We start from the raw sequence: 15,767 nt of genomic DNA on the forward strand, positions 1-15,767 counted from the left end.
AAAGCGGTGAATACCCTGGAGGCCGTCCAACGATGAACAATGTTCACTTTGGCACGCCGACGACTGTCGCACGAGGGCCACGAGGCCAGACGGTACGACACACTCATTACCTGCGTTCCGCGCTCGATCAGCCAGTACGCGGCATCATCACCCGTTATCACCAGGACCTCGCCGGTCGCGTGACACAACAGTGGGATGCCCGGTTGACGGTTGCAGTCCAGATCGATGTCTACTCGCTGTCGGGTGCCCCCCTGTCCAGCCACCATGTGGATGCGGGCCGTCGCGTTCAATTGATCGGTCTTATGGGTGAGGGACTTCTGACATGGGACGGACGCGGCACGCGGCTGCGCAACGAATACGACTCGCAGCGGCGATTGATCGCCGTGTACGAACGGGCCGAGGGTGCCGGCGAACAGGCTACCGAACGGCTGTTCCGTGCAGACTCATCCTCCGAAGCCGCCGCCCGCAATGCCTGTGGCCGGATCATCGAACACCTCGATCCCGCCGGCCAACTCACCATGGGCGATTACAACCTCAACGGCCAGTCCTTGATCGAAACCCGACGATTCATCAATACCGCCAACTCGCCGGACTGGTCCCATGAGGAGGCAGACAACGAGCTGCAGCTCGAGCCCGAACGATTGACCACACGCCGCACCTACGACAGCACCGGCAACCTGCTCAGTCAACTCGACGCACGCCAACATCTTCAGACCTTCTACTACAACATTGCGGGTCAACTGGACGGTATTGCCTTGAAACCTGCAGGCAGGCCCGAGGCCATGCTTTATCACAGTCTCCTGTATAACGCCGACAGCCAGCTGGAACGCCAAGTGGGCGGCAATGGCGTGGTCGACACGGCGACTTACGATCCGGCCGACGGGCGTGTGGTCGAGCTCAAGACGCAAACGGATACCGGCACTACGCTGCGACATGCTCGCTACCGCTACGATCCGATGGGTAACGTACTGAACATCGTCGACCCGACCTTTACCGCCCGCTATTTTGCCAATCGACGTGTCACGGCGGACCAGGCGTTCACCTACGACAGCCTGTATCGGCTGACGGGTGCCACCGGATGCGAAGCGCAAGTGGACCCAGGTCATCCCGGGCTGCCGGAACTGAGCCCGATCGATGACAGCCTGCTGCTCAATTACTCACAGACGATGGCTTATAACGACAGCGGCGGCCTGCTCAGCCTGATCCACCGCAGCGACCATGCAGGCCAGTCCAGGACACTGGAAATGGTGATTGCTCCTCAAAGCAACCGGGCACTGTCCAGGGACGAGAGCGAACCCGACTTTGCCGGCAGTTTCGATGCCTGCGGCAACCAGCACCTGTTGCAGCGCGGCGGCCAACCGCTGCTGTACAACTTGCGCAATCAGCTCGAGCGCTGCACGACCGTGGCCCGCCCACTGCCCGCCGCCAGTGATCATGAGCACTTTGTCTATGGGGCCGATGGTAAGCGTTTGAGAACGACCCGCACGACCCATGCAAACAGAACCGTCCTGATCGATCAGCGCCGATATCTGCCAGGGTTGGAGCTGCACGACAATACCGACCGGAACCTGGAAGTCATCGTGATCGAATGGGCGCCGGGCCCTGTCCGTTGTCTGCATTGGGCAAGCGGCAACCCCGGGATAGAGGATTATCAGGTGCGCTACAGTCATGGTGATCACCTGGGCTCCTGCACACTGGAAACCGACAGTCGGGGCCTGCTGATCAGCCGCGAACGATTCCATCCATTTGGGACCACCGCTTCTTGGGCAAGCCGTTCGATCATGGAGGCCGACTACAAGAGCATCCGCTATTGTGCCCGGCCGATGGATGCCAGCGGCCTTTACTACTACGGTCTGCGCTATTACGCGCCGTGGCTGCGGCACTGGATCGGCCCGGACCCGCTGGGCAATGTGGATGGGCTGAATCGATACGCGATGGTCGGTAATAACCCGGTCAGCTTCATCGATGTGCAAGGAACGACAAAACAACCACCGCCTTCGACGGCGGCACAATCGGCACAAACAGCCATCCAGATCACCCCGGCTTCTGCAACTACCGCATCCCCTGCCAACCAGGGGGAAGGTGCAGTCTTACTCACACAGATATCCGACCCACGCAAGAGTCCTAGTCCTCCACCGTTGCCCAAAACCACACAGACGTGGCAAGCCTGGGCCAGGCAGCTGGCTCTGGATGCAGTGAATTCAAGGGTCGGGTTGGCGTTGCTTCCAGTCGGCACATCGAGCCCCGCCAATGCCGCCATCGTGTCGACTCTGATTACCGCCGCCGCACAACTGACGATACACGCCACCCTGTTCAACCCCGGCTGGTCTCCGCCCGGTTCCTGGGATCCCTCGGGCGGAGGTTCATTGCCACCCATGGACGTCACTCAGGGCGCCAACCGTATATTCAACATGACCAACGCCGCCATCAGTACCACTGGAGCGATAACCGGCGCCATTCTGGGACCGGTCGTGGGCGGTTACGTCGACGAGCTCAGGGATACCAAGGGCAAGGCCGAGCGAAAGGCCCTGGCCGGCAAGTGGATCGACACCGTGGACAGGCTCATCGCCGAACAGCGATTGCTGGAAGAGGTGCCGGAAAAGGTTCAGGGTTCGTTGCGCGATCAGGTATTGGAAATAGAAGCGATGATCGGCATTACCTGGCAGACGATGAACATGCTCGAAAAAATCAGCCTGCTGAGGCCAGGAAAACCTGACACCCATGAGGCAGTATCGAGGCGTGGGTCTGAAACATCCATGAGCTCCCTGGGTGATGGAGTGTTCTACAGGAAAGGCCCGAATCGGACTCCGGTGCCCCGCAAAATCACCGCTGTCTGATGCGCAGGCGGCCGCCCTTGGCCCTGACAGCGGGCGGCATGCTATGGTGCCCGCCCGACTTGCTACCGGTTTGCGCCAGCATGCTGCCGACTTCCCGTACCTTGCGTCTGTCGTTGTACACCTTGCTGATCCTCGCCGGTGCCGTCGTCGCCGCGACGCTGGCCGTGCGCCACGCCGAACGCGAGGCGCTGGAGGAAGACGCCAGCCGTGCTAACCAGCAATTGGCGCTATACGCCAATTCCCTGCACACCCTGATCGACCGCTACCGTGCCCTGCCCGCCGTGCTGGCCCTGGACCCCGAGTTGCGCGCCGCCCTCCAGGGCCCGATCAGCGCGGCGCAACAGGAGGCGCTGAATCGCAAGCTGGAGAAGATCAACGGCGCGGCGCGGTCGTCCACCCTGGAATTGCTCGACCACACCGGACTGGCCGTGGCTGCCAGTAACTGGCGATTGCCCAGCAGTTACGTCGGGCATAACTATGGATTTCGACCCTATTTCCTCCAGACCCGAACCCAGGGCACCGGGCGCTTTTATGCAGTGGGCGTGACCAGCGGAATTCCAGGTTACTTCCTGTCCAGCGCGGTGACCGGCGACAACGGCGAATTCCTCGGGGCGATGGTGGTGAAGCTGGAGTTTCCCGAGCTTGAGCGTGAATGGCGCCAGGGCAGTGACACCCTGTTGGTCAGCGATGCCCGGGGCATCATCTTCATTGCCAACCGACCGGGCTGGCGCTATCGCCATCTGCGACCGCTGACCGACAGCGATCGCGCCGAACTCAAGGCCACCCGCCAATACGACAAGCAGCCGCTGCAACCGCTGTCCTTCGAGCCGTTGCGGCGCTTTGACGACAACAGCCATCTGAGCCGGGTCGAAGCCCCCGAGGGCGCTGCGGATTATTTGTGGGAATCCCTGCCCCTGCCTGCCGAAGGCTGGACGCTACACCTGCTGCGCCCGCCTCAGATCGCCTTCGAGGACCGTCGCAACGCCGGGCTCGCCGCCGCCGGATCGTGGCTGGCGCTGGTGTTCCTGCTGTTGTTCCTCAACCAGCGCTGGCGCCTGGCAAAACTGCGCCAGCGTAGCCGCGCCGAACTCGAACGCCTGGTGGAAGAACGCACCCGGGAATTGCGCACCGCCCAGGAAGGGTTGGTACAGTCGGCCAAACTGGCGGCCCTGGGGCAGATGTCGGCGGCCCTGGCTCATGAAATCAACCAGCCGCTGACCGCCCAGCGCATGCAACTGGCGACCCTGCGCCTGCTGCTGGACCACGGCCGGGTCGATGACGCCTACAAAGCCCTCAAACCGGTGGATGACATGCTGACCCGCATGGCTGCCCTCACCGGCCACTTGAAAACCTTCGCCCGCAAAAGCCCCAGCGGCCTGCGCGAACGCCTGGACCTGGCGGCAGTGGTGGACCAGGCACTGCAATTGCTGGACACGCGCCTGCGGGACGAACAGGTCGACACCGTGCTGCACCTCACCCGCCCGGCATGGGTGCGCGGCGATGCGATCCGCCTCGAGCAGGTGTTGATCAATCTGCTGCGCAACGCCCTCGATGCCATGGCCGGACGACCCGCCAGGCGCCTGGAAATATGCCTGGAAGCCGACGAGCTATTGTGGCGCCTGACGGTGCGCGACAGCGGCACGGGGATCGCCGAAGAACACCTGGCCCAGGTGTTCGATCCTTTCTTCACCACCAAGGCAGTGGGCGACGGCCTGGGCCTGGGGCTGGCGGTTTCGTTCGCCATCATCCATGAATCCGGCGGACGCCTGACCGCGGACAACCATGAAAGCGGCGCGGTATTCTGCGTGACCTTGCCCATCGACCAGGAGGCGCAGTTGCATGCCTAGCCAATCCCAGCTGAAGAATGTGATGGTGGTGGACGACGAAGCCAGCATCCGCAGCGCTGTCGAGCAATGGCTGAGCCTGTCGGGATTCGAGGTGCAATTGTTCAGTCGCGCCGAAGAATGCCTGGCGAAACTGCCCGAGCATTTTGCCGGGGTGATCCTCAGTGACGTGCGCATGCCCGGGCTCAGCGGTCTGGAACTGCTGGCTGAAGTGCGGCGACGCGACCCGGACCTGCCGGTGATCCTGTTGACCGGCCACGGCGATGTGCCGATGGCGGTGGAAGCCATGCGCGACGGCGCTTATGACTTCCTGGAAAAACCCTTCAGTCCCGAAGCCCTGCTCGGCAGCCTGCGCCGCGCCCTGGACAAGCGCTCCCTGATCCTGGAAAACCGCCGACTGCACGAACAGGCCGATGCCAGGGCCCGGCTCGACGGCACGCTGCTGGGGGTGTCCCGTGCGCTGCAAAACCTGCGGCGCCAGGTGCTGGACCTGGCGTCACTGCCGGTCAATGTGTTGATCCGCGGCGAAACGGGCAGCGGCAAGGAGTTGGTCGCCCGCTGCCTGCATGACTTCGGGCCTCGGGCGAACAAGCCGTTCGTGGCCCTGAACTGCGCGGCCATCCCCGAACCGCTATTCGAAGCGGAACTGTTCGGCCATGAAAGCGGCGCGTTCACCGGCGCCCAGGGCAAGCGCATCGGCAAGCTCGAATATGCCGACGGTGGCACGCTGTTTCTCGATGAGATCGAGAGCATGCCTCTGGCCCAGCAGGTCAAGCTGTTACGGGTATTGCAGGAGCAAAAGCTCGAACGCCTGGGCTCGAACCAGAGCATTGCCGTGGACCTGCGTATCGTCGCCGCCACCAAGCCGGACCTGCTGGACGAAGCCCGGGCCGGGCGCTTTCGCGAAGACCTGGCTTATCGCCTGAACATCGCCGAGCTGCGCCTGCCGCCATTGCGTGAGCGGCGCGAAGACATTCCGCTGTTGTTCGAACACTTCACCCACCGCGCCGCCGAACGCCTCGGCCGCCCCGCCGCCCCTCTGAGCGGCCCGCAACTGAGCCACCTGCTGAGCCACGACTGGCCGGGCAACGTACGTGAACTGGCGAATGTCGCCGAACGCCAGCTATTGGGACTGGATCAACCCCACGTCTTGCAGACGGATCCCGGTCAATCCCTGGCCGCCCAGCAAGAGGCGTTCGAAGCCCAATGCCTGCGCGCCGCCCTGACGCGGCACAAAGGCGATGTGAAGGCGGTGCTCGAAGAACTGCAACTGCCGCGCCGCACCTTCAATGAAAAAATGCAGCGCCATGGGTTGAGCCGGGAGATGTTTTTGCAGGAGAGCTGATACCCCCTAGCCCGAGATCAGACTGGCAAGCATCCTTTTCTTGCTCGCCGCATCCAGGGCCCGATAGCCATCCAGCAACAGTTCCTCATCGGGCGCCAACGACGGCGGCCTTGCGCCTTGCCCACGCTCGCCAATCAGAACGTACTGCGCGTCCACGCCAATCACCGCCAGTTTCGCCACCAGATCGGCCGGGCATTTCTGCCGTCCCGACACCACTTCCTTCAAGCGCTGCGGGCTGGATTCCCCCGCGGCACGGGACGCCGCCGCCAATGACATGCCGCAACGATCAATCTCTTCGCGCAGGCGAACGTGGATATAATCCACCAAATCTATTGACATGGTGTAACTATCCCACCAAAATATTTTGGACAAACAGCGATCATCTATGCCTCACAGGAATTGCCACCATGCCCGTGTCAGCGCTGAACGTCCGAGAAGTCACCTCATTGACGATCATCAGCGTGTCGGGAGCGTTGGATCTGGATCTACTTTGGAAACTTCCTACACGAAATAGGGAAGCATCTGTAGCACAAAAGGAAGTATCACAAATATAGCTCGCCCCAGGACGAAGGTTTTTTCTTCATCGCCACCGGTCCAGGGGTCGAGGCCAGGCACTTCACCAAGCGTACTGAAAACGTTGAGGTTTTCTCACTTACTTGAGGTCGAACATGCATTTGTATCAAACATTTACCACTCGCTGGATGGTCTCGAGCAAGCTTGCACTCTTGACGCTGGTCCTGGGTGCGTCAACGCCAGCGGCCGCCAACATGGTGGTGTATCCGATGACCAGTACCATCGGCGCCGAGCAGGACGGTGTGGGCCAGATCCAATTGCACTCCAAGTCGGACAAGGTCCAGTACATCAAGGTCAGCGTGACCCGGATCCAGCGCCCCGGCACACCGGACGAACACGAAAGCCCCCTGTCTCCCGCCGATACCCAGGGCATCGTCGTGTCGCCGCAACGCACGGTACTCGCTCCCGGTGCCAGTCGCACAGTACGTATTATCGCCCAGGCGATCCCCAGCGAGGAAACCGTCTACCGCGTCTATTTCGAACCTGTGGCCGCACCGGACCTGGTGGATGAAACCGCTTCGGACCAAGGCGTGCAGCCCAGGATTGGTGTCAACCTGATCTGGGGCGCGCTGGTGCGCCTGCTGCCGGACGAACGACGCACCAGCATCAGCCTGCAACAGAACGGCGGAGCGTTGCGCAACGACGGCACCCTGCGCGTCGGCGTGCTGCAAGTTGGCCGCTGCGCCGATGTCAAAGGCGAGAAGGACTGCGTCTGGAATGACGTCAATCGCAGCCTGTACCCCGGCCACACTCTTCCCGTCTCGGCTCCCGGCGTCAGCGGCAATGTCCTGATGCGCTTCGTCACCAGCGACGATAAGCAGCCCCGCACCCTCGCCGTGCTGCCTTAAAACCCGACGTCCCAACGAATTTCTTTTGACCTGAGCTACGTGCCCCCGCACGTGGTTGGGCCCCCGTTCATCCATAGCAAAGAGGCAACACCCCATGAAACTGCTCCAACTCGCACCCCTGGCACTGGCTGCCCTGGTTTCGCTGCCCGCCGTGGCGGTGGAAAAAAGCATCCTGGTCTATGCCGATGTCGATCCGACGATCGAACTGCTCCAGTCCGATGGCAGCCCGCTGCCAGCGTCCATGGAGATGGCCTACCTGCCGGGTGCCGGCCTGCAGCCCACCCGCCTGGGCACGCGGATCTTCAGCAACGACACGGAAAAGGACATGACCCTGCGGCTGATCACCAACCCGGTGCTGGCCAACATGACCAATCCCGCCGCCACTGGCGTGCCCCTGTCCATCAGTTTCGGCGGACGGGCGTTGAATACCACCGGCGTATCCCTGTCGGCGGCCGACCTGTTCCCCGGCGGTGACCCGACCAGCGGCTCCATCGAGCAGATGCTGGACATCCGCCAGACCACTGCCGGCGCCATCACCAACGCTGGCCGTTACGAAGGCATTGTCAGCCTGGTCCTGACCCAGCAGCCGTAAACCGCCGGTTCTCCCCGGGAGGGGGGGTACGGCGCTGTCGTACCTCCCCTTTTTCTTCGTCAAGGCCACGTATGAAACTCCATCTCACCGCACTCTCCATCTGCCTTGCGTGGGCGTTGGCCGATGCCGTATCGGCCGCTCCCGCCGACCTGACCCGAGTACCGGCCGGTTTCGAAGCCCTGGTCGAGGGTCAGGTGGAACAACTCGAGCTGCACCTGTTCAATCGCAATCTCGGCCTGCATCCGGTGCTGGTGCGACCTGGCCGGATCGAATTTCAACAACCCGAGCGGATCGCTGCCTTGTTGGTCGAAGCTGGCGCGTTGGTGTCTGCCCAAGAGCTGCTGCCCTTGCTGTCACAGCCCTTGCCCAGCAACAGCCAACTGGCCTGCTCCTACGGTTTGGCCAGCGAGGCGAGTTGCGGCTATCTGGAAACCGAGGCGGTGGCCGTGATCCTCGATGAGGCAGGCGCCCGGCTGCAGGTGCTCTTGCGCAAGGACTGGCTGCCGGAAAACGAGGCCTCGGCCCCTCGACTGCACACACCGAGCGAGGCCCGGAATGCCCTCGTCCATCGACAGAACATCAACATCGCCCAGTCCGACAGCTACCGCGCCCTGGGAGCCAGCGGCCTCGGCGCACTCGGTCTGGGGGAAAGCAGCCATCTGGGGTTCACCTGGATCTACCAGGCCAACCAGAACAGGCGCGGCAGCGACAGCAATCTGGAATTCAACAACGCCTACTACCGGCAGGACTTCGACCGGGAGCACTACGCCCAGGCGGGACGCATGGACATGAGCAACCTGTCCAGCGCAGAAGGCGGTAACTTCAATTTCAGCCTGTTGCCCTTGGGCCGCATCGACGGCGCCCGCGTAGGCACCACCCTGGCCTACCTCAATCGCGACGTCGTCGGGCAGGGCACCCCCGTCTCCCTGATCCTGACCCAACGCGCCCGCGTCGATGCCTTTCGTGGCGAAGAATTGCTGTCCACCTCGTACCTCGATGCCGGCGTGCAGAACGTCGACACCCGGACCTTCCCCAACGGCAGCTATCCGGTGACCCTGCGGGTGATCGAAAACGGCCAGGTGACCCGCACCGAAACCGTGCCCTTCAGCCGCACCGACGGCAATGGCCTGGGCGATGACACCGTGCAGTGGTTCTTGCAGGGTGGACGCACGGCCGAGCACTCCCTTTACGATCAGGACCCGGCGGCCGTGGCCCAGACCGGCCTGCGGATCCCCTTGCTGGACAACCTGGCGCTGACCAGCGGCATCACTTGGCTCGACACGGCGTTCTTCAACGAAAGCCGCCTGGACTGGGCCGGCACGCTGGGTGCCAGCAGTTGGTCGCTGTCGGCCGCCCTCCTGGAAGGCAATGACGGGGCGAGCGGCAACAGCCAACAATTCACCTTCAATCATGGCCTGTCCTGGAATCTCTATCGCTACTCGCTGCGCAGCCCGTCCTGCGAACACACCCGCCGTGCCTACCGGCAGAGTGGCTGCAACGAATCCCTGAGCGCCAGCGCTTCCCTGCCCCTGGCCGGCGGCGCCCTGAGCGCTGGCTACAGCTACAACCGCTACGCCCAGGTGAGCCCGTCGTACTACTGGAATACATTGCCCGGCGAGCCAGACCTGACCGAAGACCTGACGACCGCCACCTGGGCCCGCACCCTGCAAGTGGGTTTTTCCCGCGGGCATTCCCTGGGCCCGCTCCACCTCATCCACCGCGTGGGCGCGTTTCGTAATCAGAGCGGCAACCGACCGACCGATCACGGTCTATACCTGAGCCTCAGCCTGTCCCAGAACGAGCGCTCCACCTCCGGCGGCTTCCGCCACACCAGCGTCGGCCTGGATGCGCGCCGCGAACAGAATGCCAGCGACAGCGTACGGACCAGCCTGGCCCACACCCGGGTCTGGGAAGGCGAACGCGGACGCAACGAAATGAACACCGGGGTTGGCTACGATGATCTTGGCCGCTGGGATGCTGAACTGGCCGGGCGCCTGGAGCGCAACTGGGGCGAGACAAGCCTGGCCGTGTCGCAGCGCGGCGGTGACCGCCAGCATTCACGTCCTGGGCTGAGCGGCAATCATGCTTCCTCCCTGGCACTGGGAGACGAAGGCTTCTTCTGGGGACCGGGCCAGGGTGGCACCGGCCCGGGCGCCGCCGTCGGCATCGTCGCGGCACCGGCGGAAAACGCCAGCGGCGCGGCCGCCAAGGTCAGCGGTGGCTACGGCGCCCAGACCAGCATCGGCTTCGGCGAGAAACGGCTGATTCCCATCAATGGCTTCCAGGCCTCGCAAACCCGCATCAGCGACGCCGATGCCTCGCGCCAGAATCTGAGTTCGGTGAATGTCGGCAACGGCAGTCGCGACTGGTTCCTGCCCCCTGGCAAACTGGCGGTACAACGCATCGAATCCAGCGTCAGCTACACCTACGTCGGCCGCCTGGTGGACGCCCGGGGAAAACCGCTGGCACAAGCCGCCATCCTCAACGCCGCGATGCTCGAAACGGGCGAAGACGGCAGCTTCGTCGTTGACCTCGACCACCACCCAGCCCCGCTGTTCGCCCTGGACCTCAACGGCGTGCATGCCTGCGCCGTGCAATCGGCGACCGCTCGCAGCAGCCTGCGGCGGGTTGGCACGCTCACCTGCCAGAGCACCACCCTGGACGCGCTGCCGAAAAACCTCCATGACCCCGACCGCCTCGGACGCTGGACGGCGCGCCGTAGCGCCGCGTTATCGCCAGACAAGGGAAACCAGCCATGACTTCGATCCTTCACCGTTGGGCTCGCCGCCTGGGCGCGCTGATTGGCGCGTTAGCGACGCTCCCTGCGCTCGGGGACATCCATCCCGGCAACCACTATCAATCCGAGACGCTCGCCTTCGACCGTTCGGCTCCGCCCGCCGATCATTACATCTGGACGCGGATGACCCACGGCTGGCACGAACAGCCGGTGGAAGGCGCAGGCTATAAGACAATGCATTTTGTCTGTCTGTCCAACACCGATCCCGCGACAGGCCAGTGCCTGACCACCGCCGGAGGCAGATACGGCACCACCGAGATAAAGTTACGTTTCACGGAGAAACGCAGCCGACTGTCCGTGGTTCTGACCGTCAACGGCAACATTACGCGCAGACTCCCGATCCACAGCCCCTGTGGAATGTGGGGGTCCAGCACCTGGATGCTGACTTCGACATCACATGGCAACTGCGAGGGAGTGGATGCGACAGGCACGGCCTCCACCCTCTGGATTCCTCGGTCGGAACTCGCCAAGTTGCCCGCCGGTGGCGTTTGGACGGCGCAATTGGTCATGAGGCTCCGAAGGTACTATTCACAACCTATCGGAGCCGCGCATACCTACACCGTCGACTTCAAACTGGACGTCACCGACCACAACAACGTGCAGATCTACCTCCCTGCCTACGGCATCAGCACCCCGCAAGTGGACCTGAACCTGCGCACCCGGCCCTTGAGCAACGGACCCGGCGGCGTGGTTTCTGGCCAGTCCGTGGTCGATGCCTGTCTGTACGACGGCTATAACGCCAACAGCCAGCGCTACGAGGTGCGCATCACCGGCGCCAATCCCGTTCCCGGCATGGAGGGCCGCTTCTTCGTGCACCACACCGCCGGCGGCACGGGCGAGCGCAACCGCATCGAATACCAGGTGCGCACCCGCACCGCCAACCTGGGCGAAACGCAGCATGTGTCGGGGCAGACAGTGACCCATACCGGCATTCACAACGCCGACATCCGCGCCGTGCGCTTGCCCAACGTGCCCTTCCCGGTGGTGTGCACGCCATGGCCCATCACCCTGGACACACCAGCCTTCAACCAGATCGACAAGAACACCGGTCAGTACCGGGGGGAGCTGAAGCTGGAGTTCACGCCTTCGACGACTTCGCCCTGAGTTTTTGTGGTGAATGAAAGGGCCTCATCGCGAGCAGGGCTCGCTCCCACAGGGTTAGCGCAAATCCCTGTGGGAGCGAGCCTGCTCGCGATGAGGCCAGCACCCACAACACATCCTCCATTGATAAGCGGATTCCTGCTTACCACCATGGCAACAATAAGCGGATTTCCGCTCACCCCGCCCTGCCACCCCCTCTAAACCGGCCCTCCACCGTCTGGCACAGCTCCTGCTATAGCCCTGTCAGGCCGCGTCTCCACGCGCTCCACAAAAACAATTAAACGAAGGATCCTTCAATGGATAACTCCAACGCCCTGCCCCTCGGGTCGGCTGCCGTGCCCGCCCGTGAAAGAACTACCGCCAACCGGATCAAATCGATCTTCAGCGGTTCGGTCGGCAACATGGTCGAGTGGTATGACTGGTACGTCTACGCCGCTTTCTCGCTGTACTTCGCCAAGGTCTTCTTCCCCAAGGGCGACACCACCGCCCAACTGCTCAACACCGCCGCGATCTTCGCCGTGGGCTTTTTGATGCGCCCCATCGGTGGCTGGTTGATGGGCCTCTATGCCGACCGCGCCGGACGCAAACGTGCGTTGATGGCTTCGGTGTACTTGATGTGCTTTGGCTCGCTGATCATCGCCCTGAGCCCTGGCTACGAAACCATCGGCGTCGGTGCGCCGATCCTGCTGGTGCTGGCCCGGTTGCTCCAAGGCCTGTCGGTGGGTGGCGAGTACGGCACCTCGGCGACCTATCTGAGCGAGATGGCCACCAAGGAACGCCGCGGTTTCTACTCCAGCTTCCAGTACGTGACCCTGATCTCTGGCCAACTCATCGCCCTCGGCGTGCTGATCGTATTGCAACAGTTCCTCACCAGTGACCAGTTGTACGCCTGGGGCTGGCGCATTCCGTTCGCCATCGGCGCGTTGTGCGCAATCGTGGCGCTGTACCTGCGTCGCGGCATGGAAGAAACCGAGTCGTTCACCAAGAAGGAAAAATCCAAGGAAAGCACCATGCGCACCCTGCTGCGCCATCCCAAGGAATTGATGACCGTGGTCGGCCTGACCATGGGCGGCACGCTGGCGTTCTACACCTATACCACCTACATGCAGAAATACCTGGTGAACACGGTCGGCATGAGCATTTCCGACTCCACCACCATTTCCGCCGCCACGCTGTTTCTGTTCATGTGCCTGCAGCCGGTGATCGGCGGGTTGTCGGACAAAATCGGGCGCCGGCCGATCCTGATCGCCTTCGGCATCCTGGGTACGCTGTTCACCGTGCCGATCCTGACCACCCTGCACACTATCCAGACCTGGTGGGGCGCGTTCTTCCTGATCATGGCGGCGCTGATCATCGTCAGCGGCTACACCTCGATCAACGCCGTGGTGAAAGCCGAACTGTTCCCCACCGAAATCCGCGCCTTGGGCGTCGGCCTGCCTTATGCCTTGACCGTATCGATCTTCGGCGGCACCGCCGAATACATCGCCCTGTGGTTCAAGAGCATCGGCATGGAAACCGGCTACTACTGGTACGTGACAGCCTGCATCGCCGTGTCGCTGCTGGTGTACATCACGATGAAAGACACCCGCAAACATTCGCGGATTCTGACCGACTGATTGATGTACTTGCAGTCACTGCAACGGTGACTGATGGCCGCATCGCGAGCAGGGCTCGCTCCCACAGGGTTAGTGCAAGTCCTTGTGGGGGCGAGCCCTGCTCGCGATTGAAAGCAACTCGTCTCAAGCCTCGAAACAGCGATTAATCACCCGTTAATCCCTGCCCTGCACCCTGAGTCCACCTGATCGATTATCCCGCGCGACGTTCGCTCCCATTCGCGAAATGGTCAATGCGCCGCCCTTAATATCTACTTAATCGATCATATTCAGCATTATTTTGAGATTTTCAATCAACTTAATTGGCGTAATATTCAACCCATGCAAGACACATCGCCAACGAACCCGGAGTACACACCATGAAAACCAAACTGATCCTCGCTCTGACCCTGTCCGTACTGGCTGCTAACACCTTCGCCGCCGACGGTTTCGACAAAACCGGCTCTGCCGCCTTTGGCTCCGAGGCCAGCGCTGCCATCGAGCGCAACCATTCCGGCAGCTACGCCGCCGACGGTTTCGACAAGACGGGCACCGCCGACGCCATTGCAGCCGATGGTTTCGACAAGACCGGCACCGCCGACGCCATTGCTGCCGATGGCTTCGACAAGACCGGCACCGCCGATGCCATTGCAGCCGATGGTTTCGACAAAACCGGCACCGCCGAAGCGATCAGTTGATTGATAATGAAAAGATCGCAGCCCTCGAGGCGCCTGACGGAATGACCGTGGCGCTGCCGAGGGCTGCGATCTTTTGCTTCTCTGGAAATTAAAACCGCGGCCTAGCACTATTAGCGGCCTATCAATGCCTTCCTCAGGGAACACCCGCTAATGTCCGATGACATCCATTTCTATGAGCCCGCCCACGGCCACGGCCTGCCCCACGATCCGTTCAACGCTATCGTCGGCCCGCGTCCCATTGGCTGGATTTCTTCGCAGGACGCCGAGGGCCGCCTGAACCTGGCACCCTACAGTTTCTTCAATGCGTTCAATTACGTCCCGCCAATCATCGGTTTCTCCAGCGTCGGTCGCAAAGACAGCCTGAACAACATCGAACAGACCGGCGAATTCGCTTGGAACCTGGCCACACGCCCGCTGGCCGAGCAGATGAACCAGAGCTGCGCGATGGTTGCGCCTGAGGTCAACGAGTTCGAACTGGCGGGGCTGAAAACCGTAGCCTCACGGATCATCCAGGTACCGCGGGTAGCCGAAAGCCCGGTGTCCTTCGAATGCAAGGTCACCCAGATCATTCAGTTGCAGCGTGCGGACAAGTCGCCGGTGCCGAGCTGGCTGATCCTCGGCGAAGTGGTTGCCGTGCACATCGCCAAATGGCTATTGAAAGACGGGGTCTACGACACGGCGGCCGCCGAGCCGATTCTGCGCGGCGGTGGGCCGGCGGATTATTTCCAGTTGGGACCAGAGGCATTGTTCAGGATGCACCGCCCCAAATAACTGTGGGAGTTACCAGAGCAGCCCGCCCTCGTCATCGACGCCCTTGAGATGAGTCAGCTGCACCGCTGCCGCCTCATCGGCCTTGGCCGCGGTTTCGAAAGTCTGTTCTTCAAGCACCTTGTTAAAGCGCGGTGCACCTGGGCCGCCAATGGCCTTGGTGGCAATGGCGGCGTAATAGCCACCTCCTTCCTTGGGAACGACAGCGGAAACAGCTTCGAAGGTTTCAAAGGCTTTAAGTGCCATGTCTGCGCATCCGGGCGATGAAAAATGACGTCATTAAACCTTCATCCGGCCAGTTTGTGTACCGTCGCCAGGCTCCCTTCGGTCGCCTGGGCGGCGGACACGTCCTTGAAGGTGTGGAAATCCAGGCTGCTGACCACAAGGTCCTGCACCAGCTCGGAAAAAATACCCATGGCCGGCGAGTTGAAGTACGCATCCATCGATTGTTGGTTGGCCCACAGCCCGGACACCAGCCATAGATCGGCATCGCATTGCGATTGTTGCAAGGCAAAGTGCATGCAACCGGGGGCCTGGCGCGATGGCGCGATCAGTGTGCTCAAGCGCGCCCCCAGCGGTTTGGAGCAACCGGCGCGGGCCCGCACGAAAGCCATGTGACTGACGGGGATCTGTGTAGACATGTTCAACCTCCCAGGTAGTCCGTTGTGCAGCCCGGGACAGGCTGCGACACGATCAAAGGTTAAGCGCCGCGAGACCAGGGTCGTTAGTCGATTTCTGCCGACCACTTGCACAATTCTGCGCGCCAGGCATT

The 15,767-nt window shown here is 62.2% G+C and carries 13 protein-coding genes; 10 read left to right on the forward strand and 3 right to left on the reverse strand.

Features of this window, described 5'->3' with window-relative positions; all coding sequences use genetic code 11:
• The first annotated feature begins 32 nt into the window (after positions 1–32).
• From LCU97_RS11200 to LCU97_RS11210, 3 genes are all read left to right on the forward strand, one after another.
• The gene (locus LCU97_RS11200) at positions 33–2,837 is read left to right on the forward strand and encodes an RHS repeat domain-containing protein (RefSeq protein WP_232776408.1); all 2,805 of its coding nucleotides are present in this window, start codon (positions 33–35) and stop codon (positions 2,835–2,837) included.
• An 80-nt stretch (positions 2,838–2,917) separates the two neighbouring features.
• Positions 2,918–4,684, forward strand: a complete 1,767-nt coding sequence (locus LCU97_RS11205) for a sensor histidine kinase (RefSeq protein WP_232776555.1) — start codon at positions 2,918–2,920, stop codon at positions 4,682–4,684.
• Entirely contained in the window at positions 4,677–6,026 is a 1,350-nt protein-coding gene (locus tag LCU97_RS11210; protein WP_232776409.1) for a sigma-54-dependent transcriptional regulator, read from the forward strand. Before LCU97_RS11205 ends, LCU97_RS11210 begins: the two co-directional genes overlap by 8 nt.
• Before the next feature lie 6 nt (positions 6,027–6,032).
• Here the strand turns inward: LCU97_RS11210 and LCU97_RS11215 are convergent, their stop codons facing one another.
• Positions 6,033–6,365, reverse strand: a complete 333-nt coding sequence (locus tag LCU97_RS11215; RefSeq protein WP_232776410.1) for a helix-turn-helix domain-containing protein — start codon at positions 6,363–6,365, stop codon at positions 6,033–6,035.
• Positions 6,366–6,694: 329 nt separating this feature from the next.
• Here LCU97_RS11215 and LCU97_RS11220 point away from each other — a divergent pair, with 329 nt between their 5' ends.
• The 7 genes from LCU97_RS11220 to LCU97_RS11250 all read left to right on the forward strand — a co-directional run bounded on the left by LCU97_RS11220 (position 6,695) and on the right by LCU97_RS11250 (position 14,998).
• Positions 6,695–7,447, forward strand: a complete 753-nt coding sequence (locus LCU97_RS11220) for a fimbrial protein TcfA (protein ID WP_053146870.1) — start codon at positions 6,695–6,697, stop codon at positions 7,445–7,447.
• 94 nt (positions 7,448–7,541) lie between these two features.
• The gene (locus LCU97_RS11225; protein WP_082339632.1) at positions 7,542–8,039 is read left to right on the forward strand and encodes a CS1 type fimbrial major subunit; all 498 of its coding nucleotides are present in this window, start codon (positions 7,542–7,544) and stop codon (positions 8,037–8,039) included.
• A gap of 71 nt (positions 8,040–8,110) precedes the next feature.
• Complete coding sequence (locus tag LCU97_RS11230; protein WP_232776411.1) at positions 8,111–10,798, forward strand: TcfC E-set like domain-containing protein; 2,688 nt, start codon at positions 8,111–8,113, stop codon at positions 10,796–10,798.
• A complete protein-coding gene (locus LCU97_RS11235) occupies positions 10,795–11,940 on the forward strand; it encodes a CfaE/CblD family pilus tip adhesin (RefSeq protein ID WP_053146866.1) in 1,146 nt (381 codons plus the stop codon). Before LCU97_RS11230 ends, LCU97_RS11235 begins: the two co-directional genes overlap by 4 nt.
• Before the next feature lie 293 nt (positions 11,941–12,233).
• Positions 12,234–13,553, forward strand: a complete 1,320-nt coding sequence (locus tag LCU97_RS11240; RefSeq protein WP_232776413.1) for an MFS transporter — start codon at positions 12,234–12,236, stop codon at positions 13,551–13,553.
• 356 nt (positions 13,554–13,909) lie between these two features.
• The gene (locus LCU97_RS11245) at positions 13,910–14,227 is read left to right on the forward strand and encodes a hypothetical protein (RefSeq protein ID WP_053146862.1); all 318 of its coding nucleotides are present in this window, start codon (positions 13,910–13,912) and stop codon (positions 14,225–14,227) included.
• A 150-nt stretch (positions 14,228–14,377) separates the two neighbouring features.
• Complete coding sequence (locus LCU97_RS11250) at positions 14,378–14,998, forward strand: flavin reductase family protein (RefSeq protein ID WP_232776415.1); 621 nt, start codon at positions 14,378–14,380, stop codon at positions 14,996–14,998.
• Between the two features lie 9 nt (positions 14,999–15,007).
• On the opposite strand, the gene LCU97_RS11255 is transcribed toward LCU97_RS11250, so the two are convergent.
• Together LCU97_RS11255 and LCU97_RS11260 are read right to left on the reverse strand one after the other, a co-directional pair.
• Positions 15,008–15,241, reverse strand: coding sequence for a hypothetical protein (locus tag LCU97_RS11255; protein WP_053146857.1), 234 nt, complete (start codon positions 15,239–15,241; stop codon positions 15,008–15,010).
• Positions 15,242–15,282: 41 nt separating this feature from the next.
• Positions 15,283–15,636, reverse strand: a complete 354-nt coding sequence (locus tag LCU97_RS11260; protein ID WP_053146855.1) for a putative quinol monooxygenase — start codon at positions 15,634–15,636, stop codon at positions 15,283–15,285.
• Positions 15,637–15,767 lie beyond the last annotated feature (131 nt).

It is taken from the genome of Pseudomonas uvaldensis, from assembly GCF_021271205.1.
GTDB classification, from domain to species: Bacteria; Pseudomonadota; Gammaproteobacteria; order Pseudomonadales; family Pseudomonadaceae; genus Aquipseudomonas; species Aquipseudomonas uvaldensis.

Coding starts and splice junctions, on each gene's coding strand:
- LCU97_RS11225 (WP_082339632.1), top strand. CDS start 7,542: ATGAAACTGCTCCAACTCGCACCCCTGGCACTGGCTGCCCTGGTTTCG.
- LCU97_RS11245 (WP_053146862.1), top strand. CDS start 13,910: ATGAAAACCAAACTGATCCTCGCTCTGACCCTGTCCGTACTGGCTGCT.
- LCU97_RS11230 (WP_232776411.1), top strand. CDS start 8,111: ATGAAACTCCATCTCACCGCACTCTCCATCTGCCTTGCGTGGGCGTTG.
- LCU97_RS11210 (WP_232776409.1), top strand. CDS start 4,677: ATGCCTAGCCAATCCCAGCTGAAGAATGTGATGGTGGTGGACGACGAA.
- LCU97_RS11235 (WP_053146866.1), top strand. CDS start 10,795: ATGACTTCGATCCTTCACCGTTGGGCTCGCCGCCTGGGCGCGCTGATT.
- LCU97_RS11215 (WP_232776410.1), bottom strand. CDS start 6,365: ATGTCAATAGATTTGGTGGATTATATCCACGTTCGCCTGCGCGAAGAG.
- LCU97_RS11255 (WP_053146857.1), bottom strand. CDS start 15,241: ATGGCACTTAAAGCCTTTGAAACCTTCGAAGCTGTTTCCGCTGTCGTT.
- LCU97_RS11205 (WP_232776555.1), top strand. CDS start 2,918: ATGCTGCCGACTTCCCGTACCTTGCGTCTGTCGTTGTACACCTTGCTG.
- LCU97_RS11220 (WP_053146870.1), top strand. CDS start 6,695: ATGCATTTGTATCAAACATTTACCACTCGCTGGATGGTCTCGAGCAAG.
- LCU97_RS11200 (WP_232776408.1), top strand. CDS start 33: ATGAACAATGTTCACTTTGGCACGCCGACGACTGTCGCACGAGGGCCA.
- LCU97_RS11260 (WP_053146855.1), bottom strand. CDS start 15,636: ATGTCTACACAGATCCCCGTCAGTCACATGGCTTTCGTGCGGGCCCGC.
- LCU97_RS11240 (WP_232776413.1), top strand. CDS start 12,234: ATGGATAACTCCAACGCCCTGCCCCTCGGGTCGGCTGCCGTGCCCGCC.
- LCU97_RS11250 (WP_232776415.1), top strand. CDS start 14,378: ATGTCCGATGACATCCATTTCTATGAGCCCGCCCACGGCCACGGCCTG.